Genomic DNA, 14,099 nt, shown 5'->3' on the forward strand with positions numbered 1-14,099 from the left:
ATCGGTCGCAAACCGGTGGGTTTTTTTTGATTCAAGGGTGTTACTGCGCAGCTGACCCATTCACTGTCTTTTCCATGGTTAGACATCATGGTCGCGACAGGCAAAGCCGGTGGCCGACCTCCTGATGCGTAGGTTGCGCAGCAAGCCGCGCCGAGCTACATGCTGGAACATAAAGTCACCAGCAGCGGATGGAGGTCAGCCATGGACGAGCGTATCAAGATTTATGTGGGACTGGATGTTCACAAGGAATCAATAGCGATGGCGGTAGCCGATACTGGTCGGCAACCGGCGCGCATGGTGGGCACGCTGCCTCACGACCTGAATAAGTTGCTCAAGAAATTGCAGGCTCTGGGTGAACCCTCCTCAGTTCATGTCGTCTACGAGGCTGGACCGACTGGGTATGGCTTGCAAAGGGCGCTGGCAGTGCGCGGATATCTCTGCGAGATCATCGCTCCGTCGCTGATTCCGAAGCGGCCGGGCGATCGGATCAAGACCGACCGGCGGGACTGCGTTCGACTGGCCGAACTCTCGCGAGCTGGCGAACTGAAGGCGATCTGGATTCCGGATCCGACTGACGAGGCGATTCGCGATCTGACTCGCGCCCGTGAAGATGCAATCAATGCCAGAACTCAGGTCCGCCAGCAGTTGAAGAGTTTTCTGTTGCGCCATGAGATTCGCTACCCGGGCAAGACCGCTTGGACCCAGTCCTTCCACCGCTGGCTGGGCACTCTGAGGCTTGAGGCAGTGAGCAGCCAAGAAGCGTTCGTCGAATACCGCCTCGCCGTGGAAGCGGCCGACAAGCGAGTCGAACGCATGACGATGGCGATGCTCAGCGCGATCGAGGGCTGGCGTTTCGAATCGGTCGTCAAGGCTCTATGTGCCCTTCGCGGCGTAGATATGGTCAGCGCGATCAGTCTGGTGGCCGAGATCGGCGATATCGATCGATTCGATCATCCGCGCAAACTCATGGGGTACCTGGGGCTGGTACCCTCGGAGCGCTCGAGCGGCGATCGGGTCAGCCGTGGATCGATCACCAAGACGGGCAATGCCCATGCGCGTCGCTTGCTCACTGAGGCAGCTTGGAGTTATCGCTTCAAACCAAAGATCGGATATCCGGCCCAGCGGCGACAGCAGGACTTGCCGGATCCGATTCGTGGCATTGCCTGGAAGGCGCAGCTTCGCTTGACGGAACGGTTTGCCAAGCTTCATGCGCGAGGGCTGACGATCAACAAGGTCTGCGTCGCGGTAGCCCGCGAACTGGCTGGCTTCGTATGGGCGATTGCCCGCGAGCCCCAGGCAGTTGCACAGCCGAACTGGCAGGCATCCGAGACGTAGAGTTACCAGGTGAGAACCAAACAGATCGATCAGGTGATGCGCACCGAGCCCACGATAGGAGAGATCCTCGCGCCCTGTTATATCGGAATCCAATTGGATAACCCGCGCGTTTAGAGCGAGGCAGACTCCGCGACGAATCGATGAACGGTGGTAACCAACCCACGGATACGAGCTTGATTCATCGCCGCTGCTAACCGTTGCGCATCACCTGATCGATCTGGAAAAACATGACGTTGACAGTCGCGACCATACGAGCAGGGTGATGCAAAACCCAATGAACGAACTGACGAGTTCATTGTCATAGAGGCATTCCCGAAACTTCCGTCCTGACAGCGATGCGCGGCCAACTCGACCCCCAGTCCTCGATGTTCCATTACTTCTCGCCGGAGTCGCGCGTGCCGGCGGATCATCCGCTGCGGCGGGTCAAGAAGCTCGCCAACCGGGCCTTGAGCGCCATTTCGCCGGATCTGGATGCGCTGTATTCGAGCGTTGGTCGCCCGTCGATTCCGCCTGAGCGACTGCTCAAGGGGCAGCTGCTGATCGCGCTGTACTCGATTCGCTCGGATCGGCAGTTTTGCGAACAACTCGACTACAACATTCTCTTCCGCTGGTTTCTCGACATGGATCTGGAGAGCGCCAGCCTCGATCAGTCGAACTTCAGCCGGCTGCGCGAGCGCTTGGTCGCCACTGATGTCGCGCGGCGTTTCTTCGATGAAGTGGTGAGCCTTGCTCGCCGCGAGCAACTGCTGTCCTCGGACCATTTCACCGTCGACGGCACGTTGATCGATGCCTGGGCCTCGTTCAAGAGTTTCAAGCGCAAGGACGGTGAGCCCCCGAAGGACGGCGGCGACGGCACCGGGATGGTCGACTTCAAGGGCGAGAAGCGCTCGAACGCGACGCACCAGAGCACGACCGATCCCGACTCGCGGCCCACATGAGAAAGGGCAACGGCCAGCCTGCGAAACTGAGCTACGGCGGGCACGTGCTCATGGAAAACCGCAACGGACTGTGCGTCGACATCCTTGTTACGGAGTCGACGCAGGCCGAGCACCGCGCCGCCCGCTCGATGCTTACCCGGGCGCGACGCCGCCACATTCATCCGAAGACGCTCGCTGCCGACAAGGGCTACCACGTGAAAGAATTCGTGGCCCATTTGCGCGAGCACCGAATCCGCCCGCATGTCGCACGAATTGAGGGACGTAAAACGCCAGGGCTCGATGGTCGCACCGCTTGCACCGAGGGTTATCGAATCAGTCAGCGCAAGCGAAAACGCGTCGAGGAAATCTTCGGCTGGCTCAAAACAGTCGGCGGCCTGCGCAAGACGCGATTCATCGGGCAGGCGAGGACGCAAATGGCGGCTTTCATTTCTGGTGCGGCGTACAACCTGTTGAGGATCGCGAAATTGAGCGATTCGGGGGTGAAGGCATGAACCGGGGGGCGGAAAGGGCCGTCGCGGCGCACGCCGGCAACCGCTTGGGCAATTCGGAGCGAATTGAAAATCCAATTCTCGCGAGGATGTCGCCATGAAAATCAATCCGAACGCCCCTGCTGGCGCAGAATCGCGCGTTTTTGCATCACCCTGTTAGGGAACCTCTGCATGCGCACCGCACACACACAAGCGTGTGTCCGGCCAAGGTCTTGTCGAACGGTCGAGCGTGGAGGCTCTGACAGCGGCGCTTTGGTAAAGTAATCGCTCGCAGTAGGGCCTCACGGCGTACCGGTCAGCGTGTGTGCCACAGGCAGGTACTTGGCGAGAATGGCTAGCATGGTGGCTGCCTCAGCCTTCGATACCGGGGGGAACGGAGAAAGGTAGGAAGTACCGTTGCGCCGCTCATGAGCCTTCGTGATGAAGGCGAACTCTTGAGGGCTCACACCCAGCGAGGACGATACCCGCTGAATGGCCAAGTTACGACCAGCATCCTTGGTCCGAACCTCGTAAAACTCCAGGACGGCCTGTACCACCTGAAAATAGCCTTCGTAGGCTAAGGTGAAGACCTGCAGATGTCGGGTGGGGTCTATCTGCTCGGCGGTGACCTTGTAATCCGCCGCGTTACGCAAAAAGCCCGATATAGCCCCGGGTGTCGGGGCGACCGCTTCAAAGGCTTTTGTCTTGATGAGGTTTTCGTATTCGGCCGGGCGTGGCATTACAGTATCCTCAGAGTTGGGCCTTGGGCAATTTGAGCCATGATGGGGTCGGACTCCACCAGAGCGGCCCACTCAGCAGGCTCGTACAGAGAGAAATTGACGGGGCGCAGCAGAACTTGCTCGGCGAGGGTCAGGGCCTCGGACAGCTCGAGGAGCGGGGCACTCCCGACTACAATCAAGTCAATATCGCTCCGGCCGCTGTCGGTGCCCTTGGCCACGGAGCCAAATACGAACGCTGAGGTGATGTGGTCAGCAAAAGGCACCAGGGCCTCTTTCAGCGGCTCCACAACAGCAAATGACTTGCGAGCGATGCTGAGCAACTCCGGATAGAGAATGAAGTCGGTATTCGCCCGGATACTCCTCTGCCGGCCTCGCCGGGCGTCTTCTTTTAGTACGCCGGCCTCGACTAGGCGGTCCACCTGCTTCTGAGCGCTTCCGCGCCCGCTGTCCGCCAAGCGTAGCAGTTCCTGCAGTGTGAAGCTGCGGTTAGGTTGCAGCAGCGTAGCCCCCAGCACTCGTTGCAGGCCTGGAGTGAAGAGAAAGTCGGCAAGACTCATGGCGAATCCTCACTTTAGGGATAGCTGTCCCCATTATAGGGATTTATCGCAAAATCCTCAATTAAGGGATATATGTCCCTATTTAGAGGATTATACAAACGCTCTGATTCAACCACGCCAGGGATACGGCAAAAAATCCTTGCGCTCGTTCAGGGTATTGTCTACTCTTGAACAAAAGCACATATAGTGTGTAAATAAAGAAACATCGCCCGATAGAGGCGCACCTTCGACAGGAGGAGACATCATGGCTCTCAGAACACTGGGCATCAGCGCCGTCGCGGCGGCGTTGCTGACCGCTACCGACGGTTCCTTCGTTTCGCTGCACCGCCCAGGTGTCACCCAGGCGTGTGCTTCAGCTCCATCGTGCGATGGGACGCCGGAGAGTCACGCGTATGCGGTGTCGCATCTCTATGCGCACAAGACGATGAACGAGTTCGTCGGCATGGTATTGATGCACCGCTAAGTGTGGAGGGGACGTCAATGCGTCCCCGGCCGCGCCGGAACGCTGCGGAAGTCCCTCCCGACCGGCTTCAGGCGTCACGCTTCCGCAATGAAGCGGCGTGTGCGCGAGTTCCCGTCCGTGGTGAGGGCCTCCAGGCGGCGCTCGATGTCGCGGTCCTGCCGGGTGACACGGTCGCGCTGGCGCAGGTAGTCGAGCCACGAGTCCACCAGGAAGCGTTCGGCAAGGCAGTCCGTGTGTTCGAGATCCCTATAGAGGCGCCAGGCGATCGCTCCGTTTCGTCGGCGTGAGATGCCGAGTTCGTGGGCCGCGCGCACGAACTCCTCATGCCGCTCGGCCGGTACGTGGTAAGTGATTTCGACCGCAACCGGTCCCTGCTCATGGTCGGCCGGACTGGCAGCGGGCCCCGTTTCCTGCGTGTCGGCGACGCTGAAGTCGGACTCTGATCCCATTTGCATGCGAGCTCGTCCGGTCAGCATCAGTCCGGCCGCAATCGACCCGGCAGCAATCCACAGGCTCGCCCCGACGCCCATGCGTTCGGCGATCGCGCCCCACAATACGCCGCCCGCTGCCATCGCCCCCATGATGACGAGCAGGTATACCGACGCAACGCGAGCACGTACCCAGGCTGCGGCGGAGGTCTGGATCACGGTCCCGGTGGTGGTATTGACAGCCATCCAGGCCATTCCGCCGACGAAGAGCAGTGCACTCATGACGAAGAGATCGTGTACCACCGGAATCAGCGCTGTGACGGCCATGAACACCAGGCCGCCGCCGGTCACGATGCGGCGCACGGAGAATCGACGATACAGTCGGGTGACCTGTAATGCCGCGATGACTGCGCCCGCGCCGAGACTGCCGAGGAGCAGGCTGAACCCGCCTGCAGCGAGCCCGAGCTGGTCACGGGCGACGAGTGGCAGCAATGCCCAGATCGCGCTGCCTGCGGTCACGAAAGCGAAGACCAGTCGCAGCGCGAGCCGCAGCTGCGCCGAATGCTGCATGTAACGTACGCCGCTGCGGATGCCGCTCCACAGCCGCTCGGGCGGCAGGCCGGGCCGCAGATCCGTGTCGGGTAGGGCGCGCAGCAGCCCCAGTGAGATCACGAAACCGACCGCGACCACGACGAACAGCGTCGGGACGCCCGCGAACGCAATCAGTGCCCCCGCGGCGGCCGGTCCCACGACGCGCGCGATGTTGGGCGTGACCGTGGACAGGGCGATCGCTGCCGGTATCTGCCCCTTCGGCGCGCTGTCGATGTTGGCGGCAATCCACGCCGCCATGCCGAACGCGTTGCTGCACCCGAGCGCGAAGGTGAGGCCGAGGAGCAGCCAGGCGCCGATGCCGCCCGCCAGGGCCGTGGCTGCGAGCAGGCAGGCGCATGCGAGGGAACAGGTCTGGGTGATCAGAAGGAGGCGCCTGCGGTTGACCAGATCGGCGATCACGCCGCTCGGGAGTCCGAGCAGAAAGGCCGGCAGCGCCATCGCCGTCTGGACCAAGGACACCATCAGCGGTGAATCGGGCCGCAGTTCGGTCATCATCCAGGCGGCGCCGATGTTCTGCATCCACATCGACAGGTTGACCGCGATCGCCGCGATCCACAGCGCGCGAAACGGCCGATGGAGGAGAGGCGCCCACGCACCCGTGGCATTCCGCTCGACACTCACGGGCGGGGCACCGGAGTCGTCATGACTGGCCGGGCGTGCTCATGCGGGGCAGCGTCTGGTGCAGGTTGGCAATCCGCGAATACAGGCGTCGGTAGGTCTCGCGTTCGCGATGGTTGAAGCGCGCGTCGCCGTTCGGTCCGAAGGCCGCCACGATCTCCTTCCAGTCCTGTTCCGCGAGGTGTTCGCAGGCGCCCGGGATGATCGCCCGCTCCTCGAGTGCGATATGCCTGAGCTGCCCGAGGGCGAAGGCGTCGATGGCGCTTGCGAGCGTTTCTGCGTCGGGGTCGGGGGACGCCTGATAGTGGGCGACGGCCGCGCGCAGGGCAGCAAGTTGTCGGTCGCCGTCCAGATGCTCCTGTTGCAGATCGTCGATGACCTGGTCGAGCGAAGACGTGCGCCTCCTGAGTGCCGCGAAGAGGTAGGCATCTTCCTTTGGATGGTGCAGTTTGGCCGGGAATTCGTCGAGGTAGGTGAGCATGCCGTCGAGCAGGCCGATATCCGCAGGTTTGCCGTCGCGCAGTCCGCCGGCCAGCATCCGCATGCCGTAGGACACGACCGCGATCGAGCGGTGCTCGTCCTTGATGATCGCGCAGACCTTCGTCATCGCCGGGTTCGGGTCATTCTTTTCGACCGACGACACGAGCACCGGGATGCGGCTGCCAGCGAGCACCTTGAGCGTTTCCGAGGCGAGCATGACGCCCCCGATGCTGCGCGGCCCGTGCGATGCCATGAAGATCAGGTCGCAGCCCAGTTCCTTCGCGGCGGCGAGAATGGCCTCGTGCGGCCGGTTGCTCCGCCGGGTCACGCACTCGCAGTCGATGTCGCCCGCGCGCGCCGACACTTCGGCCTTGGCGAGAATCTCGCGGGCGCGCCCGCCGAAGTCGTCCTGATACAGGCCGGGGTCGAGAAGGTGGATCAGTGCACCGTCGTCGGTCAGAGAGGCGCCGGCATCCGGATCGGCATAGAAGAACGTGATTCGCGCCCCCACGCTGCGGGCGAACTGGACGGCCTGAGAGATCGTCTGGCTGGCGAGATGGGTACCGTCGGTCGGAACGAGGATATGGCTGTACATCGCGTGCTCCGGTGGCTGCATTCAGATGATGTCGATAGGGTGCGCGGTAGCGGCCGGCGCCGCAACCGGGGCGCGCGGTGCGGAACACGGTCCGGCTGGTGCGCTCGCAGGCACTCAACCCTTCGCGTGGAGAACCTCGGGGTCGAAGACCTCCGCCGGCGTTCGCACGCTGGGGCCGAGGATGGGGCCGACGATCTCATGACCCCAAGTGGAGAGCTGCTCCGGATTGAGTTCGAAGCCGTCATCGTGCCAGGGTTCGAGTTCGGTGATGCATTCGATCGCGAAGCCGGACGGCGTGAAGTGATAGAAGGACATGTGTGGGTCCTGCGAATGCTGTCCCAACGTCATCATCATCTGCAGCCCGTTCTTCTTGACCAGATCGTAGGTTTCGCCGACGTCGCGAACCGAGCGCACGAAGAGGCCGATGTGCTGCACGCCGGCCTTGCCCGGGCCGAAACCGTAAGCGATGTCGTGGCTCGTCTTGTCGTTGAGCCTGGAGCGGAAGAACCCCGTCTTGCCCTTGCCGGCGCCCGAGCCGTACCAGTGCATGCCCATGATGCCGGTGAGGAAGTGTTCGAGTTCGGGCGTGTATTCGGGCGTGATCACGACGATGTGGCCGACGCCCCGTTCGCCGCAGACGAATCCGCCGTGCGGACGGCCCGGCACGAAGGAGCGCGGGCTCCATTTCTGGGCATAGAACAGCTCGTGCTGGTATCCGACCGGGTCACGGAAACGGATCAGCTCCTTCACGCCGCGTTTGTCGCACAGTTCCGGATCGCCGAAGCTTACCTCGACACCATGGCTGCGGAAGCGCTCGACGGCGGCGTGAAACTCCAGCTTGCCCTTGGCTTCCCAGCCGATGTACGCGAGGCGGTCGATCTTGCCCGGATGGAATGCGAGCCGATGACGACGGTCATCGAGCTTGAAGTAGAGGGTGTCCGGATCCGCAGTCGGGGATGTCCCGATCTGAAAGCCCATGACCTTCGGGCCATATTCGCGCCAGGCATCGAGGTTCGCCGATTCGAACCCCAGGTAGCCGATACCGATGATGTCCATGCTGTCTTCCTCCTGTTTTGAGCGACCTGCGCCCGCGATTTGCACCGCGCTTTGCGCAGACTTCGGACGGTGCCGCAGCGGCAATGCGTCCGTTCGTTCACTGTTGGGTCGCGAACCTTTGGGCTCGTGCTCAGATTGCGAGCAGACCCCCGTCGATGACGAGGTCGGAACCGGTCATGAAGGCGGCTTCGTCCGACGCCACGTACAGGGCCAGCGACACGACTTCCTCGGGTTCCCCCGGCCGATCCTGCAGCACGCCATCGAGTAGCGCCCGGCGGGTGACGGGGTTCTCGACGAAGGCCGCGGTGCCGGGCGTCTTCACGAAGCCCGGACTAATGCTGACCGCGCGTATGCCGACCGGCGCCCCTTCGACCGCCAGCTGGCGGGTGAAGGAGACGACCGCACCCTTGGCGGCGCAGTGGGCGCTGATGCCTGCAACCTTGGAGCCGCCCCAAGCGGCGGTCGAGGCGATGCTGATGATCACGCCACCGCGCACGGCGAGGTGCTTCCACGCGTATTTGGTCGTGTAGAAGATGAGGTCGATCTCGTTCCGGATCGTGTAGTGCCAGTCAGCGATCGAGAATTCCGCCACCGGTCCGAAACGCGCGGCCGATGCGTTGTTGTAGAGAACGTCGATGCGCCCAAACTGTTCCGCCGCGGACTCGACCCAGGCGCGGGCCTGTTCGTGGTCGCCGAGGTCCACCGGGGCGGAGCCGTGCAACTCGAATCCTTCGGCCTCGACCAGCCGGCGCGTTTCGGCGTGGGCCGCGGCATCCGTATCGCAACCCACCACCACGGCGCCCTCGCGCGCGAACCGCAAGGCTGCGACACGACCCTGACCGCCGCCAGTGCCGGTGATCAGCGCTACTTTTCCTTCAAGACGATTCATTCGGATCTCCGCGAAGTGGGCGGTTCCAGCGCTTTTCGCGCTACCAGTCCGGCGAAGGGCTCAGGCGCCCGGTGCTTCGACGCGGATCGCCTCGGCGGGACAGGCGGCAGCCCCCTCGATCGCGGCCTCTTCCTGGCCGGCGGGGACGAACTCGCTGTCGAGATAGACGATGCCGTCGCCGTCCAGCTTGTACACGTCGGGGCACAGGGCCGCGCACAATCCGTAACCGCAGCAGCGGCTGCGATCGACAATAACCTTGTGAAGTTTTTCGTTCTGTTCGCTCATGGCGTGTCTCCTCATCTGCTCGGGACCATCGAGGCCTGCGAGATGATTATGCACAGAAAACGAAAAAGTGTCACTATTTTTGCGGGACGTGTCGCGGGGCCGCAAAAAGGGTTGCTCAAGGACCGCCGGTAGCCCTCGCGACGACCCTCAAAACAGCAGGTTCGACAGCTTGTCCGCGAGTTTGCGCACCTCGCTTCCGAGCTTGTCCGCGTCGGCCCCGATGTACTGGCCCCGGAACATCACCGCCGATACGGCAAAGGCAATAGCACAGGCGCGATCGCGCACGGGGGCCGCGATAGCCATGATGCCGGCCGAGAAGTAGCCGTCATCGATCGCCCACTGGTGTTCCCTGGCGAACTGCACCTGCTGGCAGTACTCGTCGAACTCCAGCGGTCGGGCCCAGCGGATCTTGTCGAATGCGGCGCGCATCGCGGTCGGGTCGAGATCGACCTCCGCCGCGAACAGTCTGCCGCTGGCGCCCATGAAGATGGGCAGGCGCTGACCGATCGCCATGTCGATGCGCAGATCGGTCGGGCTTGCCTCGGAACTCACCAGCACGATGCGGTCGTATCCCATCTGGCGCCACAGGGTGACCGTGACATGGAAGCGGGCGGCGAATTGTTGCAGCAGTGGGCGCGCGATATCGAGCCGCTGGCCTTGTGTTACGAGGTGTCCTACGAGTTTGGCGAGCCCCAGGCCTGGCGAATAGGTCTTCGACGCGGGATCGAAAGCAACCATGTCCTCGGCGGCCAGTGTGCGCAGGATGTTGAAGCAGGTACTGGGGTTGATCGACAACTGCCGGGCGATGTCCGCTGCGCGCTCCGGGGTGTCGGTCTCCGTCAGAAAGCGCAGGATCCGCACCGCATTGACGACAGGCTTGACGGTGACCCCGCTTGAAGACCGGCCTGCGGTTTCATCCTCTTGTGTGGTGTCCATCCCTTGTCTCCTCCGTCCGTCGTGCAGGCGTCCCGGTCGGCAAGCGGGAGACGTCTTCCTCGAGTGCGCCCGAGGCGAGGCGCCTTAGGAAGGTGTCCATCCGTGAGCCGGAGAATCTGCACGCAAAACGGTTTTGTGCTTGCGTATTAGAATTAAATTCTGTCCGCAGAATACTACGGCGACGACGAAAAAGCGACAGCCGGGCGCGCTTAGGACAAGGGGAAATGGCCCTCAGGGTTTGAAGTAGCCCACCGCGATGATGTGGTCGCCGACGACTTCGAACAGCGTGTGCTTTTCCTCTGTTTTTTTCGTGACCGGGTTTTTCCACAGGTAGTCGAGTTCGCCTCGCGGTCGGTTCGCGGTCTGCTCGAGCATCTTGCGAACGATGGGCGTGCCGGCCTGGTCGTACAGGTCCCGACCGTCGGAGCCGACCAGGCGCGGCATCGTGCCGTGGGCGACGAAGCGTCCCGTTTTCCGGTCGATCACGAACACGTAGAGATCGTCTTGCACGAAGCGGCCTTCGATGCGGTTGAATTCGGCAATTGCGCTGGCGGGCGCGGCCTTCATCGCCGCAACGGCCTGTTCCAGGAAGGCCAGCGCCTGGTCCGGGGACGAGCGGCTGATGTAGTAACCGACCGCGACCACTCGTTCGCCGACCTTCTCGAAGAACGCATGCTTGCGCTGCACGGTGTTGTCGGTCCAGTTGACCCAGCGGTACTCGACTTCGCCGCGGCCATCGGTACGCGCCTTGTTCAGCATCTCCGCGAAGAAGGCCTTTCCGCTGGCGTCGCGCATCTCGGAAACCTTGCGGCCGATCAGGGTCGTGGACGAGCCACCGCTCGTCAGCATGGTGCCGTCCATGTCGAGCACGTACACATAGAGCTCACGGTCAATGAAGTCGCCCTGCCGGCCGAATTCCGCCAATGCCTGGTCGCCGACGGTACGAAGTCGGGCTGTGGCCTTCTGCAGCAAAGCCTGCGCGCGTGCGGCGGAGGCCGGCGCTGACACCTGGCTGCCCGTAACCGCTTCGGCCGCGCTTGCCGGCGGCAGCCAGGTGCTCGCAAGAACGAACAGTCCCATCACGAGTGTTCTTATCGCCATGCTCCCCTCCGAATAGTCGAAAACTGGACAGTAAATCTGATTGTGAAGGAATCCGCCTGCGACCGTGGCCGGGTTCAGTCACGGACCAGCAACACACTGCCGCCCAGCGGTCCACCGCCTGCCGCAACCACTGAAACGTGATGGGGCGCGATCTGTCGTTCGCCCGCGCGTCCCCACAGCTGCGAGCAGGCTTCATGAACGTAGCCCAGACCGTGCGTGCGTCCACCGGAGAGCTGGCCGCCGTTGGTATTGATCGGCAACTGGCCGTCGCGGGCGATGCGGTGGCCACCTTCGACGAAGCGGCCGCTTTCGCCGCGCGGGCATAGCCCGAGCGCTTCGAGCCAGATCATCGTGAGGATCGAGAATCCATCGTAGAGCTGGGCTGAGCCGACGTCCTTGGGCTTGAGATCGGTGCGCGCCCACATCATTTCGCCGACATCGCGCGCGGCAGTCGCGGTGAGGTCGATCTGGTCCCACGACCAGGGCTGGTGCAGGGCGGCACCGATCGCTTCGAGGCGGATTGGTGGATTCGGCCCGTCCTTGGCGACGTCGGCACGCGAAAGGATGATCGCGGTCGAGGCGTCGCAATGGACGTCGCAGTCGAGCATGCGCAGGGGAGTCGAGATCATGCGCGAGGCGAAGTAGTCATCGAGCGAGAGCGGCGTCCGGTAGATCGCCTTGGGGTTCAGCGCGGCGTTGGTGCGACAGGTGAGGGCGATCTGGGCGAGTTGTTCGGGCGTCGTGCCGTATTCGTGAAAGTGGCGCTGGGTGTAGAGCGCCATGAGGTTGATCGCGGAGAGCACATTGAATGGCGTGTACCACTGCCAGAAGAAGCTGCTGTCGCGTCCGATCGTCTTGTTCGTCAGGGCGCTGGCATTCTTGTCGACCTTGCGGCGGCTCGCCTCCGTGATGGTGCGGAAGACCAGCACGTGGCGGCACAGGCCGGATGCGATCGCCATCGCGCCGTTGATGATGCCTGCGAGCGGTCCGGGGCCTTCGTAGCCCCCTCCGTACCAGTTGACCTGGAGGCCGAGGGTGCCGATCAGCGCGTTGGGGCCGACGGGCGAGAAGGCATCGCCATTGTTGTTGTCGCCCGGCCAACACGCCACGCCGTCGATGTCCGCGCGCTTGAGTCCCGCGTCGGCGATCGCTTCGAGGCAAGCGTCCAGCGTGAGTCGCATGCCCGATCGTGCAACCGGGCGTCCCACCGCGGACTGGCCGACACCGGTGATGGCGACGTCCTTCTCAAAGATTCGGTCGAACATCATGCGTCCTTCTCGAAGAGGGGGAGCCACACGTCCTCGTGCTGCTCGAAGCGCACCCTGACGGGCATGTCGATATGCACCGCCTCGGCGGGAAGTCCCACGATATTCGTGACGAAGCGCAGGCCGGCCTGTTCCGCGAGTTCGACGATCGCCACGACATACGGCTCGATGAGGTCGGGGCGCCATGCCTGGTGATTGATCGTGTAGCTCAGGACCTTGCCCTTGCCCGAGACCGCCCGGGGTGCCACCTCGAAACTGCCGCAGTGCGGGCAGATCGGGGCGGGCGGATGAAAGAGGCGCGTGCAGTCCGCGCAATGATGTATGAGCAGGCGCCCCTGCGCGCCGCCCTGCCAGAACGGGGTGTTGTCCTCGGTAAGGAGGGGAAGTTTTCGGGTCATGTTCTGCGCGCTCTCGACGATTTGACGATCGGTCAAGCGGGATTCTACATGCACATATAGACAGAAGTGCAAAATCTGTCTAAAGTTTGTCGCAAGAACCTGCCTGCCAGCGTGCAACGACGCGGAGGCCATACAAGGAACTCTGATCCCATGAGTACTCGACTCGAAGCCAGAAGTATCGTCGTAACCGGTGGATTCGGCGCGCTCGGTCGCGCGGTCGCGCAGCGCCTCGTGGAAGACGGTGCGCACGTCACGCTTGTGGACCGTGCGGCGGCGCCCGCTGGCGGCCTGCCTGCAGGCGTCGCGGTTGTGCTCGGCGAGGTCGACCTGAGCGACGAAGCGGCCTGCGCGGCAGCCTATGCGCGCGTGCGTGTGGCTGCTGGTGGCATCGACGGCGTGGTGAATGTGGCCGGTGGCTTCGCGTGGGAGCCGATCGAAGGCGGAGCGCTCGAGACCTGGGATCGCTTGTACACGATGAACGTGCGTACCGCCGTAGCGAGTTGCCGGGCGGCTCTGCCGCATCTGCTGGCGCGTGGGGCGGGGCGCATCGTGAACGTCGGCGCCTTGGCCGCGCAGAAGGCCGGAATGGGGATGGCGGCGTACGCCGCATCGAAGTCCGGCGTCGCGCGGTTGACCGAATCACTTGCCGAAGAGCTCAAGGACCGTGGCGTCACCGTGAATGCGGTGCTGCCGAGCATCATCGATACCCCCACCAACCGCGCCGACATGCCGGACGCCGATGCCAGCCGCTGGGTGGCGCCGGACAAGCTCGCCGCGGTAATCGCCTTCCTGCTCTCGGATGACGCCTCAGCCGTCACCGGAGCCTGCGTGCCGGTGAGCGGCCGGGTGTAGCAACCGCCAGCGCCTCTCCCGTGGGGAGGGGCAGAACTCGAAGAAAAGAGGATTCGCCCGCATCGAGCGGGACGAGTCCCCGAC

14 protein-coding genes and 1 pseudogene are annotated in these 14,099 nt (G+C 63.2%); 4 read left to right on the forward strand and 11 right to left on the reverse strand.

What is annotated here, in order from left to right:
• Window positions 1-201 precede the first annotated feature (201 nt).
• Window positions 202-1,335 carry an IS110 family RNA-guided transposase gene (locus tag F464_RS0114730; RefSeq protein ID WP_018990599.1) on the forward strand — a complete coding sequence of 378 codons (1,134 nt, stop codon included), beginning with the start codon at window positions 202-204 and terminating at the stop codon, window positions 1,333-1,335.
• 335 nt (window positions 1,336-1,670) lie between these two features.
• Window positions 1,671-2,764: pseudogene (locus tag F464_RS28665) on the forward strand (IS5 family transposase).
• A gap of 278 nt (window positions 2,765-3,042) precedes the next feature.
• Here F464_RS28665 and F464_RS0114740 read toward each other — a convergent pair.
• Together F464_RS0114740 and F464_RS0114745 are read right to left on the reverse strand one after the other, a co-directional pair.
• Window positions 3,043-3,480, reverse strand: coding sequence for a hypothetical protein (locus F464_RS0114740; protein ID WP_018990600.1), 438 nt, complete (start codon window positions 3,478-3,480; stop codon window positions 3,043-3,045).
• Window positions 3,480-4,037: a nucleotidyltransferase domain-containing protein gene (locus tag F464_RS0114745; RefSeq protein ID WP_018990601.1), complete on the reverse strand. Its 558-nt coding sequence runs from the start codon at window positions 4,035-4,037 to the stop codon at window positions 3,480-3,482. The genes F464_RS0114740 and F464_RS0114745 overlap by 1 nt, the downstream gene beginning before the upstream one ends.
• A gap of 244 nt (window positions 4,038-4,281) precedes the next feature.
• Between F464_RS0114745 and F464_RS0114750 the strand changes: the two genes are divergently transcribed.
• The gene (locus tag F464_RS0114750) at window positions 4,282-4,500 is read left to right on the forward strand and encodes a hypothetical protein (RefSeq protein WP_018990602.1); all 219 of its coding nucleotides are present in this window, start codon (window positions 4,282-4,284) and stop codon (window positions 4,498-4,500) included.
• Between the two features lie 74 nt (window positions 4,501-4,574).
• Here F464_RS0114750 and F464_RS0114755 read toward each other — a convergent pair whose 3' ends face one another.
• The 9 genes from F464_RS0114755 to F464_RS0114795 all read right to left on the reverse strand — a co-directional run bounded on the left by F464_RS0114755 (window position 4,575) and on the right by F464_RS0114795 (window position 13,199).
• A complete protein-coding gene (locus F464_RS0114755; protein WP_018990603.1) occupies window positions 4,575-6,161 on the reverse strand; it encodes an MFS transporter in 1,587 nt (528 codons plus the stop codon).
• A gap of 19 nt (window positions 6,162-6,180) precedes the next feature.
• On the reverse strand, window positions 6,181-7,233 hold the full coding sequence (locus F464_RS0114760) for a universal stress protein (RefSeq protein WP_018990604.1): 1,053 nt from the start codon (window positions 7,231-7,233) through the stop codon (window positions 6,181-6,183).
• 114 nt (window positions 7,234-7,347) lie between these two features.
• Window positions 7,348-8,289 carry a 2,3-dihydroxybiphenyl 1,2-dioxygenase gene (locus F464_RS0114765; protein ID WP_018990605.1) on the reverse strand — a complete coding sequence of 314 codons (942 nt, stop codon included), beginning with the start codon at window positions 8,287-8,289 and terminating at the stop codon, window positions 7,348-7,350.
• 130 nt (window positions 8,290-8,419) lie between these two features.
• Window positions 8,420-9,178, reverse strand: a complete 759-nt coding sequence (locus F464_RS0114770) for an SDR family NAD(P)-dependent oxidoreductase (protein ID WP_018990606.1) — start codon at window positions 9,176-9,178, stop codon at window positions 8,420-8,422.
• Window positions 9,179-9,238: 60 nt separating this feature from the next.
• On the reverse strand, window positions 9,239-9,463 hold the full coding sequence (locus tag F464_RS0114775; RefSeq protein WP_018990607.1) for a ferredoxin: 225 nt from the start codon (window positions 9,461-9,463) through the stop codon (window positions 9,239-9,241).
• 147 nt (window positions 9,464-9,610) lie between these two features.
• Window positions 9,611-10,399, reverse strand: coding sequence for an IclR family transcriptional regulator (locus tag F464_RS0114780; protein ID WP_018990608.1), 789 nt, complete (start codon window positions 10,397-10,399; stop codon window positions 9,611-9,613).
• A 231-nt stretch (window positions 10,400-10,630) separates the two neighbouring features.
• Entirely contained in the window at window positions 10,631-11,500 is an 870-nt protein-coding gene (locus F464_RS0114785; protein ID WP_121429180.1) for a cache domain-containing protein, read from the reverse strand.
• A gap of 74 nt (window positions 11,501-11,574) precedes the next feature.
• Window positions 11,575-12,768 carry a thiolase family protein gene (locus F464_RS0114790; RefSeq protein ID WP_018990610.1) on the reverse strand — a complete coding sequence of 398 codons (1,194 nt, stop codon included), beginning with the start codon at window positions 12,766-12,768 and terminating at the stop codon, window positions 11,575-11,577.
• Complete coding sequence (locus tag F464_RS0114795) at window positions 12,765-13,199, reverse strand: Zn-ribbon domain-containing OB-fold protein (RefSeq protein ID WP_018990611.1); 435 nt, start codon at window positions 13,197-13,199, stop codon at window positions 12,765-12,767. The genes F464_RS0114790 and F464_RS0114795 overlap by 4 nt, the downstream gene beginning before the upstream one ends.
• 114 nt (window positions 13,200-13,313) lie before the next feature.
• On the opposite strand from F464_RS0114795, the gene F464_RS0114800 reads away from it, so the two are divergent.
• The gene (locus F464_RS0114800) at window positions 13,314-14,015 is read left to right on the forward strand and encodes an SDR family NAD(P)-dependent oxidoreductase (protein ID WP_018990612.1); all 702 of its coding nucleotides are present in this window, start codon (window positions 13,314-13,316) and stop codon (window positions 14,013-14,015) included.
• Window positions 14,016-14,099: the final 84 nt, after the last annotated feature.

Origin of the sequence: Aromatoleum toluclasticum ATCC 700605 (genome assembly GCF_000378245.1) — a bacterium.
GTDB classification, from domain to species: Bacteria; Pseudomonadota; Gammaproteobacteria; order Burkholderiales; family Rhodocyclaceae; genus Aromatoleum; species Aromatoleum toluclasticum.

Excerpts from the sequence above, each read along its gene's own strand:
- F464_RS0114750 (WP_018990602.1), top strand. The coding sequence starts at position 4,282 with ATGGCTCTCAGAACACTGGGCATCAGCGCCGTCGCGGCGGCGTTGCTG.
- F464_RS0114730 (WP_018990599.1), top strand. The coding sequence starts at position 202 with ATGGACGAGCGTATCAAGATTTATGTGGGACTGGATGTTCACAAGGAA.
- F464_RS0114740 (WP_018990600.1), bottom strand. The coding sequence starts at position 3,480 with ATGCCACGCCCGGCCGAATACGAAAACCTCATCAAGACAAAAGCCTTT.
- F464_RS0114760 (WP_018990604.1), bottom strand. The coding sequence starts at position 7,233 with ATGTACAGCCATATCCTCGTTCCGACCGACGGTACCCATCTCGCCAGC.
- F464_RS0114785 (WP_121429180.1), bottom strand. The coding sequence starts at position 11,500 with ATGGCGATAAGAACACTCGTGATGGGACTGTTCGTTCTTGCGAGCACC.
- F464_RS0114800 (WP_018990612.1), top strand. The coding sequence starts at position 13,314 with ATGAGTACTCGACTCGAAGCCAGAAGTATCGTCGTAACCGGTGGATTC.
- F464_RS0114790 (WP_018990610.1), bottom strand. The coding sequence starts at position 12,768 with ATGATGTTCGACCGAATCTTTGAGAAGGACGTCGCCATCACCGGTGTC.
- F464_RS0114780 (WP_018990608.1), bottom strand. The coding sequence starts at position 10,399 with ATGGACACCACACAAGAGGATGAAACCGCAGGCCGGTCTTCAAGCGGG.
- F464_RS0114745 (WP_018990601.1), bottom strand. The coding sequence starts at position 4,037 with ATGAGTCTTGCCGACTTTCTCTTCACTCCAGGCCTGCAACGAGTGCTG.
- F464_RS0114775 (WP_018990607.1), bottom strand. The coding sequence starts at position 9,463 with ATGAGCGAACAGAACGAAAAACTTCACAAGGTTATTGTCGATCGCAGC.
- F464_RS0114770 (WP_018990606.1), bottom strand. The coding sequence starts at position 9,178 with ATGAATCGTCTTGAAGGAAAAGTAGCGCTGATCACCGGCACTGGCGGC.
- F464_RS0114765 (WP_018990605.1), bottom strand. The coding sequence starts at position 8,289 with ATGGACATCATCGGTATCGGCTACCTGGGGTTCGAATCGGCGAACCTC.